The organism is Anaeromyxobacter sp. K, assembly GCF_000020805.1.
Lineage (GTDB): Bacteria > Myxococcota > Myxococcia > Myxococcales > Anaeromyxobacteraceae > Anaeromyxobacter > Anaeromyxobacter dehalogenans.
Genome location: NC_011145.1, coordinates 1,370,496 through 1,391,115, shown reverse-complemented (window position 1 = coordinate 1,391,115; position 20,620 = coordinate 1,370,496). Strand labels below are relative to the sequence as shown.

The 20,620-nt window shown below is 74.6% G+C and carries 14 protein-coding genes and 1 tRNA gene; 7 read left to right on the top strand and 8 right to left on the bottom strand.

Translation table 11 applies throughout. The features are described from left to right. Positions 1-11: 11 nt before the first annotated feature. The 3 genes from ANAEK_RS06140 to ANAEK_RS06130 form a co-directional block, all read right to left on the bottom strand. Positions 12-1,433, bottom strand: a complete 1,422-nt coding sequence (locus ANAEK_RS06140) for a cbb3-type cytochrome c oxidase subunit I (RefSeq protein ID WP_012525287.1) — start codon at positions 1,431-1,433, stop codon at positions 12-14. Between the two features lie 247 nt (positions 1,434-1,680). Beyond that, positions 1,681-3,684, bottom strand: a complete 2,004-nt coding sequence (locus tag ANAEK_RS06135) for a molybdopterin oxidoreductase family protein (protein WP_012525286.1) — start codon at positions 3,682-3,684, stop codon at positions 1,681-1,683. Positions 3,685-3,815: 131 nt separating this feature from the next. Further along, positions 3,816-4,232, bottom strand: a complete 417-nt coding sequence (locus tag ANAEK_RS06130) for a hypothetical protein (RefSeq protein WP_012525285.1) — start codon at positions 4,230-4,232, stop codon at positions 3,816-3,818. A gap of 144 nt (positions 4,233-4,376) precedes the next feature. Between ANAEK_RS06130 and ANAEK_RS06125 the strand changes: the two genes are divergently transcribed. From ANAEK_RS06125 to ANAEK_RS06105, 5 genes are all read left to right on the top strand, one after another. Next, positions 4,377-5,339, top strand: a complete 963-nt coding sequence (locus ANAEK_RS06125; RefSeq protein ID WP_012525284.1) for an NAD(P)-dependent oxidoreductase — start codon at positions 4,377-4,379, stop codon at positions 5,337-5,339. Positions 5,340-5,402: 63 nt separating this feature from the next. Beyond that, entirely contained in the window at positions 5,403-6,080 is a 678-nt protein-coding gene (locus tag ANAEK_RS06120; protein WP_012525283.1) for an HAD family phosphatase, read from the top strand. A 6-nt stretch (positions 6,081-6,086) separates the two neighbouring features. Next, entirely contained in the window at positions 6,087-7,700 is a 1,614-nt protein-coding gene (locus ANAEK_RS06115; RefSeq protein ID WP_012525282.1) for a lactate racemase domain-containing protein, read from the top strand. Positions 7,701-7,703: 3 nt separating this feature from the next. Then, on the top strand, positions 7,704-12,320 hold the full coding sequence (locus tag ANAEK_RS06110) for an AMP-binding protein (protein ID WP_012525281.1): 4,617 nt from the start codon (positions 7,704-7,706) through the stop codon (positions 12,318-12,320). After that, on the top strand, positions 12,317-13,339 hold the full coding sequence (locus tag ANAEK_RS06105; protein ID WP_012525280.1) for an NAD-dependent epimerase/dehydratase family protein: 1,023 nt from the start codon (positions 12,317-12,319) through the stop codon (positions 13,337-13,339). Before ANAEK_RS06110 ends, ANAEK_RS06105 begins: the two co-directional genes overlap by 4 nt. Before the next feature lie 20 nt (positions 13,340-13,359). On the opposite strand, the gene ANAEK_RS06100 is transcribed toward ANAEK_RS06105, so the two are convergent. Further along, the gene (locus ANAEK_RS06100) at positions 13,360-13,674 is read right to left on the bottom strand and encodes a hypothetical protein (RefSeq protein WP_012525279.1); all 315 of its coding nucleotides are present in this window, start codon (positions 13,672-13,674) and stop codon (positions 13,360-13,362) included. A 182-nt stretch (positions 13,675-13,856) separates the two neighbouring features. On the opposite strand from ANAEK_RS06100, the gene ANAEK_RS06095 reads away from it, so the two are divergent. Continuing rightward, positions 13,857-14,900, top strand: a complete 1,044-nt coding sequence (locus ANAEK_RS06095; RefSeq protein WP_012525278.1) for an NAD(P)-dependent alcohol dehydrogenase — start codon at positions 13,857-13,859, stop codon at positions 14,898-14,900. Between the two features lie 332 nt (positions 14,901-15,232). On the opposite strand, the gene ANAEK_RS06090 is transcribed toward ANAEK_RS06095, so the two are convergent. The 4 genes from ANAEK_RS06090 to ANAEK_RS06075 all read right to left on the bottom strand — a co-directional run bounded on the left by ANAEK_RS06090 (position 15,233) and on the right by ANAEK_RS06075 (position 18,971). Further along, the gene (locus ANAEK_RS06090) at positions 15,233-16,849 is read right to left on the bottom strand and encodes a methyl-accepting chemotaxis protein (protein WP_012525277.1); all 1,617 of its coding nucleotides are present in this window, start codon (positions 16,847-16,849) and stop codon (positions 15,233-15,235) included. Between the two features lie 384 nt (positions 16,850-17,233). After that, positions 17,234-18,043, bottom strand: a complete 810-nt coding sequence (locus ANAEK_RS06085) for a bifunctional 2-polyprenyl-6-hydroxyphenol methylase/3-demethylubiquinol 3-O-methyltransferase UbiG (RefSeq protein ID WP_012525276.1) — start codon at positions 18,041-18,043, stop codon at positions 17,234-17,236. 128 nt (positions 18,044-18,171) lie between these two features. Then, positions 18,172-18,243: transfer RNA gene (locus ANAEK_RS06080), tRNA-Cys, on the bottom strand. A 14-nt stretch (positions 18,244-18,257) separates the two neighbouring features. After that, the gene (locus ANAEK_RS06075; RefSeq protein ID WP_012525275.1) at positions 18,258-18,971 is read right to left on the bottom strand and encodes a hypothetical protein; all 714 of its coding nucleotides are present in this window, start codon (positions 18,969-18,971) and stop codon (positions 18,258-18,260) included. Between the two features lie 248 nt (positions 18,972-19,219). Between ANAEK_RS06075 and ANAEK_RS06070 the strand changes: the two genes are divergently transcribed. Further along, the gene (locus ANAEK_RS06070; RefSeq protein WP_012525274.1) at positions 19,220-20,560 is read left to right on the top strand and encodes a hypothetical protein; all 1,341 of its coding nucleotides are present in this window, start codon (positions 19,220-19,222) and stop codon (positions 20,558-20,560) included. The last annotated feature ends 60 nt before the right edge of the window (positions 20,561-20,620 follow it).

Sequence of the window (20,620 nt, the reverse complement as noted above, 5' to 3'; positions counted from 1 at the left end):
GTCATCCCCTCCTACGCCGCCACCGTGGTCGGGGCCGCGCCGGCCTGCGCCTGCGCCACCTTCCCCTTCCGGATGGTCATGAGCACGTTGTAGACGAACACCACCATGCCCGCGGCGAAGATGATCCCGGCCAGCGTGCGCGTGTGCCAGTACGGATAGTTCCCGATCACCCCGTCCATGAACGTGTACTGGAGCTTGCCGGCCTCGTCGGTGGCCTTCCACATCCAGCCCTGCCGGATGCCGGTGATCCACATGGTGATCGAGAACAGGAGCTGGCCGACGAGCACCAGCCAGAAGTGCACGTTGGCGAGCTTCTCCGAGTACAGCTCGGTCCCGTTGATGCGCGGCACGACGTGGTAGATCGACGCGCAGATGATCATGGTCACCCAGCCCATCGTGCCCATGTGCACGTGGCCGGGGACCCAGTCGGTGTAGTGGATGAGCTGCGACACGACGCGGAGCCCCTGCGTCGGCCCCTGCACCGTCTGCAGGCCGTAGAACGTGATGCCCAGGATGAAGAACTTGGTCAGGTAGTTCGACCGCATCTTCGTCCAGTCCTGGCCCACCGTGTAGTAGCCGTTCACGACCGAGCCCCACGACGGCGCGATGAGGAACATCGTGAACACGATGGCGAGCGTCTGGATCCAGTCCGGCAGCGGCGTGTAGACGAGGTGGTGCGCGCCGGTCCACAGGTACGCGAAGATCAGCGACCAGAACGCGACGATGGAGAGCCGGTGGCTGTAGATGGGCAGCCCGGTGGACTTCGGGAGGAAGTAGTAGAACATCGCCAGGATCGGCGTGGTGAGCAGGAAGCCGACCGCGTTGTGCCCGTACCACCACTGCACGTTGGCGGAGTTCACGCCGGCGAACAGCGGGTAGCTCTTGCCCAGGCTCACCGGCACCGCGAGGTTGTTGACGACGTAGAGGATCGCGATGGTGATGACGGTCGCCACGATGTACCAGAGCGACACGTACATCTGCTCCTCGCGCCGCTTCAGGATCGTCCCGAAGACGTTCACCGCCAGCATCACCCACAGCACCACGATGGCGAGGTCGAGCGGCCACTCCAGCTCGGCGTACTCGAGCGACTGGGTCTGGCCGAGCAGCAGCGTGACCGCGGCGGCGAGGATGCCGGCGTTGAACAGCCAGAGCTGCACGCGCGCCAGGCGCGGGAACAGCAGCGGCCGCTTACAGAGCCGCATGGTGATGTAATAGAAGAGGCCGAAGATGGCGCCCGCGCCCAGGCCGAAGATCAGGCCGTTGGTGTGCACCGGGCGCAGCCGGCCGTAGGTCAGGTACGGCGCGAAGTTCGCGGCGGGCGCCCACAGCTGCACGCTGATGAGGAGCCCGAGCAGGATCCCGACGACCCCCCAGAACATCGCCGAGAGGATGAACCCCTGGACGGTCTGGTAGTCGTACCGATAGTCGTTCATGTGCCCATTCCTTCCCGAGAAACGGGAAATGATCGCGCGCAAGATACAGGAGAGGGCGTCCGATCGGCAAAAATGGGGAGCCTCTACCCTTCCTGGTGCCGTTCATGAAACCACAAAGGCCGGCGAGAACATCCGCGGCCCAAGGTCTCGCCCCCGCGCGATCCCTCGACGGGCACGGCTCGCCCGTCCGGGCGAGAGCCGGCGGGGGAGCGGAACGGTTCGGGACGGGGTCGCGGCCCCGGGCGGCCTACGCCGCCCGGACGTCCACGCGGTTGTCGTAGAAGGTGGAGCCGCCCGCCTCGTCGGTGAGCCGCTGCGAGGTGAGCGCATTCACGTTCCGTGCGCCCGGAGCGTGCGCCAGCCAGAACACGCCCTCCGCCACCGCCACGCCCGCCGGGACGCCGTCGGCGACGCGCAGCACGAACGCCGCCTCGCCGAGACCGTTGAAGGCCACCACCCGCTGCCCGTCGGCGAGCCCGCGCGCGGCGGCCTCGGACGGCGCGAGCTGGAGCTGCATGCCGCCGGCCTTGGCGCGCAGCTCGGGCCGCTCCTGGAAGGTGGAGTTAAGCGTGTACAGCGCGGGCGCGGTGACGAGCCTGAGCGGCAGCGGGTCGCGGTCGGCGTGGGCAGGGAGCGGCCGCGGCACCGGCTCGCGCAGCGCCGGGTTCACGAGCTCGATGCGGCCGGAGGCGGTGCGCCAGCGCGGGCCGGGCGGCGGCGCGATGCGGACCGCCTTCCCCTCCGCGAGGCGCGAGCGGTCCACCGCGTCCCACCACGCCGAGCGCTGCGCGAGCAGCTGGTCCGCCATCTCGGCGGCGCTGGTCCGGAACACCGGCTCGTCGAAGCCCATGGCGGCGGCGAGGAGCTGGAAGACCTCCCAGTTCGGCTTCGCCTCGCCCAGCGGCGGGATCACCGCGGCGGCGCGCTGGACCGTGTAGTGGCCGTAGGAGCGGTAGACGTCGAGGTGCTCGAGCGAGGTGGTCGCCGGCAGCACCACGTCCGCGTGGCGCGCGGTGTCGGTGAGGAAGCGCTCGTGCACCACCAGGAACAGGTCCTCGCGCGAGAGGCCGCGCAGCACCGCGTTCTGGTCCGGCGCGACGGCGGCCGGGTTCGAGCACCACACGTACATCGAGCGGATGGGCGGATCGCGCAGCTCGTTCAGCGCCCAGCCCAGGCGGTTCATGTTCACCTCGCGCACCGGGCGCGCGAGCAGGTCCTCGCGGCGCACCGGGGACAGGTCGAACGCCTGCGACGAGGCGGCCGAGGTGAGGCAGCCGCCGCCCTCGCGGCCGAACGCGCCCAGCACCGCCGCGAGCGCGACCACGCTCCGGACCGTCATGGCGCCGTTGCCGTAGCGCGAGGGGCCGCCGCCGATCCGGAAGAACGGCGCGCGCGCCCGCGCCAGCGTCCGCGCCAGCGCCACGATCGCCTCCGGCGCGAGCCCCGTCGCGGCCGCGACCGCGTCCGGCGGGCACTCTGCCAGCGCGACCGCCTTCAGCTCCGGCCAGCCGGCCGCCTCGCTCGCCAGGAACGCCTCGTCGGCCAGCCCCTCGCGCGCGAGCACGTGGACGAGGCCGAGCGCGAGCATGCCGTCGGAGCCGGGCCGGACCAGGATCACCTCGTCCGCCAGGGCGGCGGTGTCGTTCCGGTAGGTGTCCACCAGCAGCACCCTGGCGCCGCGCCGCCGCGCCTCCCGGGCCCGCTGGGCGAAGTGGATGCTGGTGGCGACCGCGTTGATGCCCCACAGCACCACCAGGTCCGAGCCGAGCACCGTGTCCGGGTCCGGCCCGGGGGTGGCGCCCATCACCGCGGTCCAGCCGGCGTCCTGGGCCGGCGTGCAGATGGTGCGGGCCAGCTTCGTCGCGCCCAGGCGATGGAAGAACGGGTAGCCGGCGTTGCGCTGCACCAGGCCCATCGAGCCCGCGTACGAGTAGGGCAGGATCGCCTCGCCGCCGTCGGCGGCCAGGATCTCCTTCCAGCGCGAGGCCACCCGCGCGACGGCCTCGTCCCAGGTCGCGCGCCGGAACGCCCCGGCGCCCTTCGGCCCGGTCCGGATCAGAGGATGGGTGAGCCGGTCGGGCGAGTGCACCGTCCGGTCGTAGCCGTTCATCTTCGGGCAGAGGGTGCCCTGCGAGTACGGGTGCTCCGGGTCGCCCCGGACCTTCGCCGCGCGCCCGTCCTCGACCTCGACGAGCAGGCCGCAGGCGTCGGGACAGTCGAACGGGCAGACGGAGCGTGCGAGCGTGGGCATGGCGTGCGCGAGGATAATCGACGCCCGCCGGCGGCGCGACCCGTCCTGCGGCCCGTCGTGCGACGGGGCCGCGGATCGCGCGCCGGGCGCGGGGGCGCCCACCTCCGTCCCCCGCGCCCGACGCAGCCGCCTCAGAACCTCCCGGCCACGAGCGAGAACGTCTCCTGCCGCGACTGGTCACGCCGGCGGAGGTCCATCGTGAAGGACTGCCCGTCCCGCACCGGCTTGCGCATCGCCGCCGTGCGCGCCGCGTAGTCCGGCGCGGTCGCCACGTCCACGATGCCCCACACCAGGCCGACGCCGGCGCCGATCAGCGCGCCCCAGGCCAGCGTGCGGCCCCAGTCGTAGTTGTCGTTCCCGTCGATCCCCATGTTGTAGAGGATGATCCCGCCCGCCACCGCGGAGCCGGCCACGCCGCCCGCGATGGTGTCGCGCGCCACCGTGCCTACCGGGTTGGCGTGCCGCCGGACGTACACGTCGTCCGCCCTCGCTGCCTGGGCGCCCACCGCCACCGCCACCACCGCCACCAGGGCCCTCAGGTATCTCATCGCCTTCCCCCCTCCTGTCCCGGCGGACCTCCCGTCCGGGTTCGGATCAAGCTGGGGCCCGGGACCAGCGGGGGACAAGGGGGCGGCGCCGGCCCTCGGCCGGGTTGACGGGCGCCGGATCGCGTGGTTCACATCCGGGCGTCCATGCGAGCCCTCGTCACCGGCGCCGGCGGCTTCCTCGGCATGGCGCTGGTGCGCGCGCTGGCCGCCCGCGGCGACCGCGTGCGCGCGCTGGTCCGCCGCCCGTCGGAGGCGCTCGCCCAGGCCGGCGCCGAGGTGATGGTCGGGGACGCCACCGATCCCCGCGCGCTCCGCGCCGCCGTGGCCGGGCAGGAGCTGGTGTTCCACCTCGCCGGCGTGCGGCGCGCCGCCGATCCGGAGGAGTTCCTGCGGGTGAACGCCGGCTCGACCCGGCTCGCGCTGGAGGCGTGCGTGGAGCGCGCGCCCGGGCTCCGGCGCTTCGTGCTCGCCGGCTCGCGCGCCGCCTGCGCGCCGTCGCGCGAGCCCATCCGCGAGGACGCGCCGCTCGCGCCGGTGGAGCCGTACGGCGCGTCCAAGGCCGAGGCGGAGCGCGTGGCGCTGTCGTTCGCGGCGCAGCTCCCGGTGGCGATCGCCCGCCCGCCCCGGATCATGGGCCCCGGCGACCGCGAGAACCTGCTGTTCTTCCGGATCGCGCGGGCCAGGCTCGCGCTCGACCTGGGCGACCGCCCGCTGTCCTGGATCGACGTGGACGACTGCGCCCGCGCGCTGCTGCTGCTCGGCGATCGGGACGCGGCGCGCGGGGAGGCGTTCTTCCTGGCGGCGCCGGAGCCGGTCACCGCGCGAGGGCTGATGGAGGAGGCGGCGCGGGCGCTCGGGGTGCGGGCGCGCCGGCTGCCGGTCCCGGAGGCGCTGCTGCGCGGGATCGGGCGCGCCGGTGACGCGGCGGGCCGCGCGCTCGGGAGACGGCTGCCGGTCGGATCGAAGCTCGTGGCGCAGGTGCTCGCGCCGGGCTGGGTGTGCGATGCGTCGAAGGCGCGCGAGCGGCTCGGCTTCGAGGCGACGACTTCACTCGCCGCGTCGATGGCCCGCGCGGCCGCCTGGTACCGCGCCGCCGGCTGGCTGTAGGCCGCCGAAGCCCCCGCTACGCCCTTGCCAACCGGGTCGTCCATTGCGTATGCCTCGCGGGTCATGGCGGATCCCGGCAAGGCCGCGTTCTTCGACATCGATGGGACGCTCGTGCGCACGAACATCGTGCACGCGTTCGCGTTCTACGCGATGAACCAGGGGACGATCCTCGGCACCGCCTGGCAGACCGCCCGCACCCTCCTGTCCGTGCCCCTCTTCATGGCCGCGGACCGGGTGAACCGGAAGGCGTTCAACGAGCTGTTCTACGGCTACTACCGCGGCCAGAGCGAGGACCGGCTCGAGACGCTCGCGGCCGAGCTGTTCGAGGACGTGCTGAGGCCGGCGGTCCACCCCGGCTCGCGGCGCCTGGTGGACGAGGCGCGGCGCGCGGGGTGCCGGGTGGTGTTCGTCACCGGCGCGCTCGACTTCACGGTGCGGCGCCTCGCCGACCACCTCGGCGCCGACGACCTCATCGCGAACCGGATGCGCTTCGTGCAGGGCGTGGCCACCGGGCGCGTGATGCCGCCCATCATCGAGGGCGCGCACAAGGCGCTCGTGATCCGCGACTGGTGCGTGCGGAACGGCGTCGCGCTCGAGAAGAGCTTCGCCTACTCGGACTCGTTCTCCGACTATCCCATGCTCGCGGTGGTGGGCCACCCCGCGGCGGTCAACCCGGACGCGCGGCTCGCCCGCGTCGCCCGGGCGTACGAGTGGCCCGTCCTGCGCACCACGGAGGGTTGAGACACCATGCGCGAGCCGCGGAGCCTCTCCCGCTTCTACGAGGCGACCGAGCAGATCGTCACCATCGACCGCGACTCGCCGCCGCGCGTGCTCTTCTCCGGCGAGGACCTGCTGGTGGAGGACCTGCCGGTCGGGACCCGGGTGATCTACCCGAAGCCGCCGGTGGAGGGGCTGCCCAACGTGAAGGCGGCCATCCGGAGCGCCATCAACCGGCCGGAGGGGTGCGAGCCGCTCCACGCCATGCTGCGGCCCGGCATGAAGGTCACCATCGCGCTCGACGACATCTCGCTGCCGCTGCCGCCCATGCGCACGCCCGACGTGCGCCAGCAGGTCCTCGAGGTGATCCTGCCGCTGCTGGCGGAGTCCGGCGTGGACGACGTGCACCTCGTCGTCGCGGTGGCGCTGCACCGCCACATGACCGAGGCGGAGATGAAGCGGATGGTGGGCGCGGAGATCTTCGACGCGTTCTACCCGGACCGCTACTACAACCACGACGCCGAGGATCCCGACGGCCTGGTGACGCTCGGCACCACCGAGCACGGCGAGAAGGTCATCATCAACCGGCGCGCCGCCGAGTCCGACCTGCTCATCTACGTGAACGTGAACTTCGTGCCCATGGACGGCGGGCACAAGTCGGTCGGCACCGGGCTCACCAACTACGAGGGCGTGAAGGCGCACCACACGCCGCACCACATCCGCAAGAGCCACTCGTACATGGACCCCGAGCGCTCCGAGATGCACCGCTCGGTGGACCGCATCGGGCGCTACATCGACCGGTCGCTGAAGGTCTTCCACGTCGAGACCACCGTCAACAACCGCATGTTCGACGGCCCGCTCGACTTCCTCATGAAGCGCGAGGAGGCGTACGGCGAGACCGACCGGCTGAAGCTCGCCGCGATGCGCGCCGCGCTGAAGGGGCTGCCCGCCGCGGCCAAGCGGAAGATCTTCCAGGCCGTGCCCGCCGCCTACGACATCATCGCGGTGGCCGCCGGCGTCACCGAGCCCACCCACGCGAAGATCCTGAAGGCGAGCTGGGCCCAGTACGCGGTGGACGTGGACTACCAGGCCGACGTGCTGGTGTACGGGATCCCGTTCGTCTCCCCGTACAACGTGAACTCGATCCTGAACCCGCTGCTGGTCCAGGTGATGGCCTGCGGCTACTTCTTCAACTTCTACCGCGGCAAGCCGCTGCTCAAGCCGGGCGGCACGCTCATCCTCACGCACCCGTGCTCCGACGTGTTCGACCCGGTGGCGCACCCGAGCTACATCGAGTTCTTCCACCGGCTGCTGCCCGAGACGCGCGACGCGAAGGTGCTCGAGGCGAAGTACGAGCGCGAGTTCGCCGAGAACCCGACCTACGTGCACCTGTACCGGACCGGCCACGCGTACCACGGGGCCCACCCGTTCTTCATGTGGTACTGGGGCGAGAACGGGCGCCAGCACATGGGGCGCATCATCGCGGTGGGCGCGGACAACGCGCAGGTGCCGCGGCTGATGGGCTGGGACACGGCCGAGACGCTCTCCGAGGCCATCGACATGGCGCGCTCCGAGCACGGCCGGGGCGCCCAGGTCACGATGATGCACCACCCGCCCATCGTCATGACGCAGAACCTGGGCTGAGCGATGAGCGGCCACGGCAAGAGGACGCGCGGCCCCCACGGTCACCCGCACCCGGCCCGCCCCGGCGGCGCGCCGGCGGGCCCGCCCCCGCTGGACGTGGCGCGGCTGCTGGCGGGGCGCCGCGTGCTCGTCACCGGTGCCACCGGCTTCGTGGGCAAGGTCGCGCTGTCGATGCTGCTCGACCGCTACCCCGAGGTCGGGCGCGTGTTCGTGCTGGTCCGCCCGGGCGCGGGCGGCACCGCCGAGGGCCGCTTCTTCGACAAGGTGGCGCCGAGCCGCCCGTTCGACCCGCTCCGCGCGCGCCACGGGGCCGGCTTCGAGGCGTTCCTGCGCGAGAAGTGCGTGCCGCTCGCCGGCGACGTGTCGGATCCGCTGCTCGGGCTGTCCGAGGCCGACCTGGCCCGGCTCGACGGGCTCGACCTGGTGATCAACTCCGCCGGGCTGGTGGACTTCGACGCCTCGCTGGAGCTCGCGCTCGGCGTCAACGTGGACGGCGCGCGCCACGCGGCGGAGCTGTGCCGCCGCACCGGCGCCGGCCTGGTGCACGTCTCGACCTGCTTCGTGGCCGGCAACCGCGACGGGGTGGTGTTCGAGGACGAGGAGATCGCCGGCTACTTCCCGCGCCGGGAGGGCGTGGAGGGCCGCCCGCGCGCCGCCGCGCTGGACGGCGCCGACTTCTCGCTCGACACCGAGCTCGCCGACGCCGCCCGGCGCATCGCCGAGGTCCGCGCGCTCGCCGACGACCGCGTGCGCCAGTCGGAGTTCCGCGAGCGCGCGCTCGGGCGGCTCCGCGAGGAGGGGCGCGCCGCCGCCGACGAGAAGGCGCTCCGGCTCGCCATCGGGCGCGAGAAGCGGCTCTGGGTCTCGCAGCAGCTGGTCGAGATCGGGCGGACCCGCGCGCTGCACTGGGGCTGGCCCAACACCTACACGTACACGAAGTCGCTCGGCGAGCAGGCCATCGAGGCGGCCGGCGTGCCGTACGCCATCGTGCGCCCGTCGATCGTGGAGAGCGCGCTGCGCTACCCGTTCCCCGGCTGGAACGAGGGCTTCACCACCAGCGCGCCGCTCGCGTTCATGGGGCTGAAGGGGCACCGCTCCTTCCCGGCCGCCGAGAAGGCCATCCTGGACGTCGTCCCGGTGGACCTGGTCTGCGCCGGGATCGTCGCGGCCGCGGCCGAGCTGCAGGAGCGCCGCGGCACGGCGGGCGCCGCGCGAGGCCGCGTGTACCACCTCGCCTCCGGCGACGTGAACCCGCTCTGGGCCCGGCGCGCGGTGGAGCTGACCGCGCTGTACCGGCGCCGCTTCTACCGCGAGCGCGAGGAGGGCAACCGCACCTGGAACCGGCTGCTGTCGCGCATCGAGCCCTACCCCGTGACCCGCGCGCAGTACGAGGCGTTCTCGGCGCCGGCGCTGGCGGCGCTGGCGCGCGGCGCCGGCAAGCTGCTCCGCGAGCGGGCGCCGGCCTGGGGCGCGCCGCGCCTGAGCGCCCTGGCGCACCGGGCCGGCGAGGCGCTCGACGAGCTGACCAGCCAGCTCGAGAAGACCGAGGCGATCTGGGCGATGTACCTGCCCTTCACCTGGGACAACCGCTACGTGTTCCGCTGCGCCGGGATGCGCGAGCTGCGCGAGCGGCTCTCGCCCGACGACCGCGCGCGCATCCCCTGGGATCCCGAGGCGCTCGACTGGCGCGCCTACTGGCTCGACGTCCACCTGAAGGGCATGGAGGAGTGGGTGTTCCCCGGCCTGGAGGAGGAGGCGGAGAAGCGGGTCCACGCGCCGAAGGCGCACCGCGACCTGCTCGAGCTGCTCGACTCCGCCTGCGAGCGCTGGCGGGACCGCACCGCGCTGCGCCTGGAGGGCGCCGCGAAGGACCGCCTCACCTACGGCGAGCTGCACGCGCTCTCCGGCCGGGTGGCGGCGTTCCTGGCCGCCGCCGGCGTGGTGAAGGGCGACCGGGTCCTGCTCGCGAGCGAGAACCGGCCGGAGTGGGCGGTCGCGTACTTCGGCGTCCTGCGGGCCGGCGCCGCGGTGGTTCCGGTGGACCCGAAGCTCTCCGAGCCGGAGCTGGCCAACCTCTGGAGGAGCGCCGGCGCGCGCCTCGCGCTCCTCTCCGACGACGCCGCCGACGCGCTGCCCGGCCTGGCCGCGCTCGCGGCCGCGGCGGTGCCCGAGGCGCGGGTGGTCGCGCTCGGGGAGGCGCTGCGCGGCGGCCCGGCGGTGCCGTCGATCCGCCTCTCGCCGGACGACCTCGCCTCGCTCATCTTCACGAGCGGCACCACCGGCACGCCCAAGGGCGTGATGCTCTCGCACCGGAACTTCGCCTCGCTGGTCGCGAAGCTGGTCACCGTGTTCGACCTCGGCCCCGGCGACGGGATGCTGTCGGTGCTCCCGCTGCACCACACGTTCGAGTTCACCTGCGGCCTGCTCGTGCCGCTCTCGCGCGGCGCCGAGGTGGAGTACCTCGACGAGCTCACCGCCGACCGGATCGGCGACGCGCTCGGCTCCGGCCGCGTCACCGCCATGATCGGCGTGCCGGCGCTGTGGGCGCTGCTGCACCGGCGCATCACGCAGGAGCTGGCCGCGAAGCCCGGCGTGGTGGAGCAGGCGTTCCGCGGGCTCATGAAGGGCAACGCGGCGCTGCGCGACTCGGCGCTCGCGTGGAACCTGGGCAAGGCGCTGTTCTGGCCGGTGCACCGCCGCTTCGGCGGGCGGCTGCGGCTGCTGGTGTCCGGCGGCTCGGCGCTCGACCCGCAGGTCCAGGACGCGTTCCGCGCGCTCGGCTTCGACATGTACGAGGGCTACGGCCTGACCGAGGCCGCGCCGGTGCTGGCGGTCTCGAAGCCCGGCGGCGACGCGCCCGAGGGCAGCGTGGGGCCGGCGCTCCCCGGGATCGAGCTGCGCATCGCCGACCCCGACGCGAGCGGCGTGGGCGAGGTGCTGGCCCGCGGGCCGAACGTGATGCTGGGCTACTGGCGCGGCGCCGCGCCGGGCGGGCAGCCGGCGGGCGTGGACCCGGCGCTCAGCGGGCAGGTGCTCGAGGGCGGCTGGCTCCGCACCGGCGACCTCGGCAAGCTCGACGCCGACGGCAACCTCACGCTGGTCGGGCGCAAGAAGGACGTCATCATCGACGCGAACGGGAAGAACGTCTACCCGGACGAGGTCGAGGAGCGCTACCGCGACGACGCGCTGGTGAAGGAGCTGTGCGTGGTCGGGCTGCCCGACGGCGCGGCCGAGAAGGTCGCGATGATCGTGGTGCCGGAGTACGGCGACCGCGACCGCGGCGAGGTCCGCGCGGAGCTGGAGGCGCACGTGCGCGCGGTCTCGGCGTCGCTGCCGTTCCCCCAGCGCGTCAAGGTGTGGCACGTCTTCGAGGGCGACCTCCCGAAGACGTCCACCCGCAAGGTGAAGCGGCCGCTGGTGCGCGAGGAGCTGCTGCGGCTCGAGGCCGCCGCCGCCCGGGGCCGGCGCGCCCGCGAGGAGGCGCGCGACGCGCAGGGCGAGGGCTGGGTGCTCGACCTGCTGGCCGAGGTGTGCCGGCGCCCGCGCGCCGAGATCGGGCCGGGCTCGCGCCTGCAGGCGGAGCTCGGGGTGGACTCGCTCATGCTCACCGAGCTGTCCGCGGCGCTGGAGGAGGCGGGCGTGCCGCCGGCCGCGCTGGAGGGGCTGCACGCGGTGCAGACCGCGGGCGAGCTGGCCCGCGCGGTGGGCGGGGCGACCCGGCGCGGCCAGGAGCGGGCGCCGGCGCGCGAGGCGCCCGGCGAGAAGGCGCCCCGCGCGGCGAGGGACGACGGCGAGATCCCGGTGCCCGCCACGGTGGCACGGCTCGGGCGGCGGGTCCTCTCCGCCGGCCAGCGCGCGCTCTACCGCGACCTCTACCAGGCGCGGGTGGTCGGCGCGGCGCACGTGCCGCACGACCGCAACGTTCTGGTGGTCGCGAACCACGCCAGCCACCTCGACATGGGCCTGGTGAAGGTGGCGCTCGGCGACGAGGGGCGGCGCCTCGCGGCGCTGGCCGCGAAGGACTACTTCTTCGACACGCCGGTGAAGCGCGCCTACTTCGAGAACTTCACCAACCTCATCCCCATGGAGCGCGACGGCGCGCTGAAGGCCAGCCTGCGCGCGGCCGCCGAGGCGCTCCGGCGCGGCTACCACCTGCTCATCTTCCCGGAGGGCACCCGCACCCGCGACGGCGCGATGCGGGCGTTCTACCCGACCGCCGGCTACCTCGCGCTGCAGTGCGACGTGGACGTGCTCCCGGTGTACCTGGCCGGCACGCACGAGGCGCTTCCCCCGGGCCGGGCGCTGCCGCGCCGCGCCGACCTCGAGGTCCGCTTCGGCGAGCCCATCCGCGTGGACGACCTGCGCGCGCGCACCGCCGGGCTGTCGCGGAGCGACGCCTACCGGGCCGCCACCCAGGTGATGGAGGCGGCGGTGAAGGGCCTGCGCCAGGCGTGGCTGGAGGAGCACGGGGCGGCGCCGTCCGCCCCCGCCTCCGAGAAGGTCGCGCCCGGTTCCGCTGCGCCCGCCGCGCGCGCGGGGACGCCCGCGCCCGCCGAGCCCGCCGCCCCCGCCGCCGGCCCGGCGCCACGCCACCACCCCGGCCGGCCGGAGGACGCGTGAACCTGCTCGTCACCGGCGGCACCGGCTTCCTCGGCGCCGCGCTCGTCCCGCTGCTCGCCCGGGCCGGCCACCGGCTGCGGCTGCTGCAGCGCTCGGCGGCGCCGGAGGCCGAGGCGCTCGGCGCCGACGTGCGCCGGGCCGGGCTCGAGGACGCCGAGGCGGTCCGGGCCGCGCTCGACGGGGTGGACGCGGTGTTCCACCTGGCCGGCCAGGTGGACTTCGATCCCGCCGAGCCCGCGCGCCTGTACGAGCTGCACGTGCAAGGCACCCGGCGGCTCCTCGAGGCGTGCGTCGCCGCGGGCGTGCGGCGGGTGATCCTCGCCTCCACCTCGGGCACCATCGCGGTCTCGAAGGAGGAGCGGGTCGCCACCGAGGCCGACCCCTACCCCATCGCCGCGGTGGCGGGCTGGCCCTACTACCTCTCCAAGATCTTCCAGGAGAAGGCCGCGCTGCGGATCCACCGCGACACCGGCCTGCCGGTGGTGGTGCTGAACCCGTCGCTGCTGCTCGGACCGGGGGACGCCCGCCTCTCCTCCACCGACGTGGTGTTCAAGTTCCTGGAGCGGCGCATCCCGGCCATGCCCACCGGCGGCCTCTCCTTCGTGGACGTGCGCGACGCGGCGCGCGCGTTCGCGGCGGCGCTGGAGCGCGGGCGGCCCGGCGAGCGCTACCTGCTCGGCGGCGCGAACCTCACCTTCCGCGACTTCTTCGGCCGGCTGGAGCGGCTCTCGGGCGTGGCGGCGCCGCGGGTGGCGCTGCCCGGCGGCCTGAACGTCGCCGGGGCGCGGCTCCTGGAGAAGCTCTCCGGGTGGCGCGGCGCCGAGGCGCCCATCGACGCGCCGTCGGTCGAGATGGGCGAGCACTTCTGGTACTGCGACTCGCGCAAGGCGGAGGAGGCGCTCGGGTTCTCGGCCCGCGATCCGCAGGAGACGCTGTTCGAGACCGTCCGCTGGCTGGAGCAGCACGTGCGCGCGCGCAAGGCGCCGGAGACGGTGGCGGAGCTGCTCCGCGGGCGGTGATCGCGCGCGCCGCGCGCGGGCTACATCGTGCCGCCGCTCACGTCGCGCACCTTGCGGATGGCGGCCACCCCGCAGCGCTCGCCGCAGGCGGCGCAGATCTCGTAGGTCACCTCCTTCACCACCAGGACGTCCGGGTGCTCCTCGGCGGGCGCGAGCCGGGCGCCGCACCCCGGGCACGTCAGCTCGGTCACGCGCTGGCGGCGGGGCAGCACCAGCGAGCGGCGGCGATCCGGCGGGCAGCGGCTGCACTCCACCCCGTACAGCCAGCCGGTCTCCTGCGCGGGCGGCACCTCGTCCAGATCGACGCCGCAGTACTGGCACAGCTCGGTGGCCATCCCGGTCGTCTAATGCAGCGTCCTCGCGCCGGCCAGCGTCCCGGCCGCGAGGCGCGGCCGCCGGCCGCACGCAGACGGGCGAGCCCGCCGGGCCGGCCGCGGCGACGCGCGGATTCCGCTGCGGCGCCGCCACCAGCCGCTAGATTCCTCCCCCCTCGACATCGTCAACAGGAGGCATCACCATGACCCAGGTCAAGGCCTGGGCTGCGCCGGCCGCCGGCGCGCCCCTCGTCCCCCACACCATCGAGCGCCGCGACGTCGGCGAGCGCGACGTCCTCATCGACATCGCCTACTGCGGCGTCTGCCACTCGGACATCCACCAGGCGCGCGACGAGTGGGGCGGCGCCGCCTTCCCCATGGTGCCCGGCCACGAGATCGTCGGCCGCGTCGCCCGCGTCGGCGCGAAGGTCACGCGCTTCCGGCCCGGCGATCACGCCGGGGTCGGCTGCCTGGTGGACTCGTGCCGCACCTGCGATCCGTGCCGGCGCGATCTCGAGCAGTTCTGCGAGCGCGGTCCGGCCTGGACCTACAACAGCACCGAGATGGACCGCCGCACGCCCACGCACGGCGGCTACTCGAAGCAGGTGGTCGTGACCGAGGACTTCGCGCTGAAGGTGGCGCCCTCGCTCGACCTCGCCGCCGCCGCGCCGCTGCTCTGCGCCGGCATCACCACCTACTCGCCGCTCCGCCACTGGAAGGTGGGCCCGGGCCAGCAGGTCGGCGTGGTGGGCCTGGGCGGCCTCGGCCACATGGCGGTGAAGCTCGCCGCCGCCATGGGCGCGGAGGTGACCATGCTCAGCACCTCCCCGCGCAAGGAGGCCGACGCGCGCCGCCTGGGCGCGAGCGGCTTCGCGCTCACGAGCGACGACGCCACCTTCCGCCGCCTGCGCAACCGCTTCGACTTCATCCTCGACACCATCTCGGCGCCGCACGACTACGACCGGTACCTCGGCATGGTGAAGGTGGACGGGGCCATGGTGCTGGTGGGCGTGCCGCCCGAGCGCATCCCGCTGCACGCGCACTCGCTCATCGGCGGCCGCCGCACGCTGGCCGGCTCGCTCATCGGCGGCATCGCCGAGACCCAGGAGATGCTGGACTTCTGCGCCGGGAAGCAGGTCGTCTCGGACGTGGAGGTCATCCCCATCCAGAAGATCAACGAGGCCTACGAGCGGATGATCCGCGGCGACGTGCGGTACCGGTTCGTCATCGACCTCGCGTCGCTGTAGCCGCGCGGGCGCGCGCACCGGCGCCCGCGGGGCCCCGGTGCGCCGGCGGCCGGCCGTCACGCTCGGTGACCGTCACGCTCCGTGGTGTATGCACGTGTGCTCCGCGAGAATGTTCGCGGCCGCGCGCGCGAATCCTTGCGCAAAGACGGTCAGTAAACTAGGTTCTCGACCTCCCGGCGCGCAGGGGCTCTGCGAGTTGCAGGCAACCCCCCAGCCACTTCTTGCTCCCCCTGCGCCCGGGGCTTTTCCCCCGCCTCCGTCACGCAGGCCTCGAACGCGCGCTTCCCTCCGGAGGCGCTCGCGAGCGCCTCGGCGGTCTCCATCGCGGATCGCTAGCTCGGCCGGGCTCCCGCGCTCCCGGCCTTGCCGCCGGCGACCACCGCCAGGCCCGCGTCCTGGGGGCGCGCGAGCGCGCCCGCCGCGCGCGGCGGCTGCGCGGTGCGCGCGACGCGATCGCCCTGGCCCTCCAGGTGGAAGAAGGAGATGAGCTGCTGCAGCGCCTCCGCCTGGGAGGCCATCTCCTCTGCGGTGGCGCCGAGCTCCTCGGCGGCGGACGCGGTCCGCTGGGTGACCTGATCGACGAGCGCCATCGCCTTCGACACCTGGCCGACGCCGGAGGACTGCTCCTGGGACGCCGCCGCCACCTCGTGGACCAGCGCCGCCGTCCTGCGGATCGCGGGCACGAGCCGCTCGATGAGCTCGCCCGAGCGCTCGGCGGCCGCGACGCTGGAGCCGGCCAGCCCGCCGATGTCCTGCGCGGCCTTCTGCGAGCGCTCGGCGAGCTTCCGGACCTCTGCCGCCACCACCGCGAACCCCCGGCCGTGCGCTCCCGCGCGCGCGGCCTCGATGGCCGCGTTCAGCGCGAGCAGGTTCGTCTGGTAGGCGATCTCCTCGATGATCGAGATCCTCTCCACGATCGCCTTCATCGCGGCGACGGTCTGCCGGACCGACTTCCCGCCCTCCTCCGCGTTCGCGGCGCTCTCCTTCGAGGCCGCCTCCGTCGCGCGGGAGCTCTCCGCGTTCTGCTCGATCGACGCGCTCATCTGCTCGAGCGACGCGGTCGTCTCCTCCACGCTGCTGGCCTGCTCGCCGGTGCCCTGCGACAGGGCCTGGGACGTCGCCGAGACCTGCTGCGAGGCGCCGGCGAGCGCCTCGGCGCCGCTCCGGACCTCGCCGATCACCTGCGCCAGCTTCTGCGTCATCGCGCCCAGCGCCGCCTGGAGCTGACCGACCTCGTCGCGACGTCCGGCCGCGACGGTCGCGGTCAGATCGCCGCGCGAGATCGCCGCCGCGACCCGGATCGCCTCCCGGAGCGGAGCGGCGATGCTCCGCGCGAGGACCACGGAGAGGAGCACGAAGACGGCGGCGGCCACCACGATCGTGCCGAACACCACCCGCCTGACGAGGGCCGTGTCGCGGAGGGCGGACGCCTCGCTCCTCGAGAAGGCGCGCCGCTGCTCGTCGCGGAGCTCGAGGATGACCTGCTTCACCGCGCGCCACGCCGGGGTCTCCTTGCCGACGAGGACCGCGACGGCCTCGTCGCGACGGCCGGCCTCGGAGAGGCTCATCACCTCCTGCTTGAGCGCGTGGTCCGCGGCCCAGAGGCGGTCCACCTCCTGCAGCCGCGGCTTCAGCTCGGGAGGCGCGAGCTTCCGCGCTTGCTCGAGGGTCGTCGAGAACGCCTCGTGCGCGTCCCGGTAGTTCTTCTTCGCGGTGCGGTCCTGGGGGTCGAGCAGGACGTTGCGGGTCGCCTGCCCGGTCTGCAGGCCCGCCGAGTACATGGACTCGAAGCCGACCAGGAGCTCGAGGTCGCTCCCGGCCATGCGGGCGATGGTGGCGTCGCTCGCGCGCCCCTGCATCAGCGCGGCGGAGGCCACGGCGAGGAGGGCGAGGGAGCCCACGACCACGAGGAGGGCGAGCTTGGTGCGGATCCTGAGGTTGGCGAGCATGTCGGTATCCCGTGAGGAGCCTCGTCGTGCGGTCCACCGGCCCCCGCGCATGCCGTCATGCAGGAAGCGTGTCGACGCCCCAGCTCGGCGACCGGAGCGCCCCAGGGCGACCGGCGATGTGCGCCGCCGGACCCGGTGTGAGCGGCCGCCGGCGACCCGGCGACGGCTGCGTTCCTCCCGGGCGCGGCCGGTTGCCGCAGGGCAGGGCCTCGATACGTCCGGTGAAGGGCCGTCCGCGCGCCGAAGCGCGATCCCGTCGCGCCGTCCGTCACCCGAGCGCATCACCGGGCGCCGGATCTCGTCGCTCCGATGCGCGGCGGAGCGACGCGCTCACCCAGGTGGCGACGGCCCGGGTGCTTCACGACCTGCGCGCGGCGCATCCACTCACGGTGCGCGGCTCCTCGTCCCTCCCGCCGTCGAGCCGCCGGTCCCGCCGCTCGTGGTCGGGGGCTCGAGCCCGCCATCGGCGCGGCTCGAGACGAGCAGCATCATCGGGCGCCGGCGCTCGTCCTTCCAGTCCGGGTGTGCCTCCAGGAGCTCCGGAGGCGGCTCGGGCTCGACCAGCCGCTCGAGGCGGAACCCGGCGTCGATCACCGAGTCCACCCAGGTCGCGACGGTCCGGTGGTGCTTCACGACCGCCGCCCCCATCCACGTGGTCGTGCGCGGACCCTCGTCCTGGTAGCCGTCCACCGGCCAGTGCCGCCGCGCGCCGTCCGGGCCCAGGCACCAGTCCTGCTCGGCGCGGGCGGTGAAGATCGGGTGCTCGACCGAGAACACCAGGGCGCCTCCCGGGCGAAGGCACGCGCGGACGTTCGCGAGGACCTTCGCGAGGTCGGCCACGTAGTGGAGCGCCAGGGAGCTGATCACCACGTCGAACGTCGCGGGCGCGAGTTCGACGTCCTCGATCGCCGACCTCACGTACGTGAGCCGGGCGTCGGAGCCCAGCGCCCGGGCGCGCTCGAGCATCTTCTCGGAGACGTCGACGCCGACCACGGCGCTCGCGCCCTGCTCCAACGCATGGCGGCAGTGCCACCCGAAGCCGCAGCCGAGGTCGAGCACCCGCTTGCCCCGGAGGTCCGGCAGCAGCGCCCGGAAGGCGGACCACTCGCCGGCCTCGGCCAGACCTCCGACGGACCGGGCCAGCTGGCTGTAGTTCGTGAACACGACGGCGTCGTCGTACCTGTTCTCGGCCATGGGTCTGCTCCGTGCTCGCGCGCCTCGCCGAGCGCCGCCGGATCGCTCCCAGACGGACGAAGGGCGCCCGACCCTGTCCTGGTCGAACGCCCTTCGGAACCGGCTGAAGCTGAACGCCTCTCCTCGAGAGGCACCGGGCGGATTCGAACCGCCGAATACGGGTTTTGCAGACCCGGGCCTTACCACTTGGCGACGGTGCCGTAGGGTCAGCCTTTTATAGGAGCCCCGGTGCGCCGTCAACGCGGGCGGCGAACGGCGTCCCGGCGGCGTCGCCCCGGGCCGGACCCCGGGCGTCCGGGCGGGCGCGGACCTCGGCGCGGGCGACCCGCAGGCCGCGGGCGCGGAGCGCGGCGGTCAGGCCGGGAAGCTCGGCCTGGGCGGCGCGCGCGAGCGCGGCGGCGGGGCGGAGGGTGAGCTCGATGCCTCCGGCGCCGGCGCGCAGGTCCACGCCGAGCGCGGACCCGAACGCGAGCGTGAGCGCCGACCCGTCGGCCCGCTGCGCCGCCTCGATGGCGGCGGGCAGCGCGCGCACGGCGGCCCGGAGGGCGGCGACGTCCGCGGGGGCGGCGGGCGCGGGCGCGCCGGGGAGCGTGGGCGCGGCCGTCGGCGCCTGGGGGGCGGCGTCCGCGAACGCCCCGGCGCCGGCCCCGTGCGCACGGTCGGGCGCGGCACGGGACGCAGGCGACGGTGCGCGGGCCGATCCCCCGGCGCGCGGCTCGTCACCGTCCGACTCCCCCGCGCCTCGGTGCGCCGCGTCCGCGCGCCCGCGCTCCGCCCGCACCGCCTGCGCGGCGCCGGCCCGACCGCGCGCGTCGGCCCGCCTCGCGCGCTGCAGCGCCTCGTCGAACCGCTGACCGGCGGCGCGCGCGTCGCACCGTCCCGCCGCCTCCCGCGCCTCGGCGCGCCCTCGCTCCGCGGCGGCGATCACCGGCCGCTCCGCGCGCCGGCCGCGCCCCGGACGTGCTCGTTCGTGGACATGCCCGGCGCCGGTGCAGCCCCGGTGCCGGCCGCGCCGTGCGCAACCGCCCTTCGTCTCCGGGGAAACCGCCGGCGGCGTGGCCCGCCCGGTCCGCCCGGTCCGCCCGGCGACCGCCGCCGTCCGCGGCCCGGACGGGCGCTCGCAGATCCATCTCGAGGACGGCGCGTTCACCCCTGCGAACCACCCGGAGGAACGCCATGACCCGACGCCGCGCCCTGCCCTTCCGCCTCCTCGCCCTCGGGACCGCCCTCGCGCTCCTGCTCCCGCCGGCCGCCGCCTCGGCGCGGCGCGGCGACCCGCGCCCCGAGCCGTATCCGGCCGTGGTCCAGCGCGTCGCGGGGATGGTCTCGGATCCCGACGCCCGGCGCGCCGCGCAGGCGCACGGCCTCGACCTCGTCAACGTCACCTGGGAGGACACCGGCCGCTGGCAGGGCTCGTCGCTCGGCCCGAACATCAGCGACGTGACGCTGGAGGTCGTGTCCGAGGACGGGGACGCCCGCAAGCTCGCGCTCATGCCGGTCCTCCGCTTCCCGAACTTCACCGACCGCACCGCCGACGTGCCGCTCGACCGGATCTGGCTGCGGGTGGGCAACGCGCGCGAGAACGGGCGTGAGCGCGTCGTCACGCTCCGCGAGCTGCTCGCCGATCCGGCGCGCTGGCTGTCCTCGCCGCGCGACGGCGCCATCCGCGGCGGCTCGCTGCTCGCGCCGCGCGACACGCACGCGCTCGTGTCGGCGCAGGCGGCGTTCCTGCCGGTGCCGCGCCAGGGCCGCGCGACGTTCCACCCTGTGATCTTCAACTACCAGTCGACCGCGGGCGATCCCGCGGTGCTCACCATCTTGGTGACGCGCCAGGGCACCTCGGTCACCGTGGTGGACAACGCGCGCGACACCGTGTCGGGCGGCGCGAGCTGGGGCCAGCGGCTGTTCTTCAACGCGGGCGGCGAGCGCGCCCCGCTCATCGCCGAGCGCCTCTCCGACGTGCGCGGGCGCGGCACCACCCTGAACGGCGAGGCCGCGTCCGACCTGGGCGACGACGCGAACGTGCTCATGCTGGTGCAGGTGCCGCTCCGCCGCCGCGAGCCGCCGCGCCGCGCCGAGGCCTACGGGCAGGCGCCCATGGCCGCCGCGCCGGCGCCGCAGGCGAAGTCGATGGCCGCGCCGGAGCGGGACCTCGAGACGGCGGTGCTTGGCCACGGCGCGCTGGACGGCCCGTACACCGAGCTCGCCGGGCTCGCCGTCGAGCGCGACCCGCGCTTCCCGGTGCGCGTGACGGTGCAGTTCTACCAGGCGACCGCGAGCGGCCGGATCGGCGACGCCGAGGTGGCGCGCCTCGCCGCGCAGCTCCGCCGGGTCTACGAGAAGGGCGACTACGTCGGGTCGCTGGTGGTGCCCGGCCCCGGCGACGCGCGGCGCCCCACCGCGTGGACGCCGGCGCCCCCGCCGCCCCGCTGCGGCGGCTGGGAGCAGGACTTCCCCGGCCTCGCCGAGCGCTGCCGCCGCTACGGCACGCCGCGCCCGGCCATCGGCATCCGCTGACCGGGCCTGCGGGCCCGGCGCCGTCGAGCCGCCTCCGCTCGCCCTCGACACGCTCGGGGG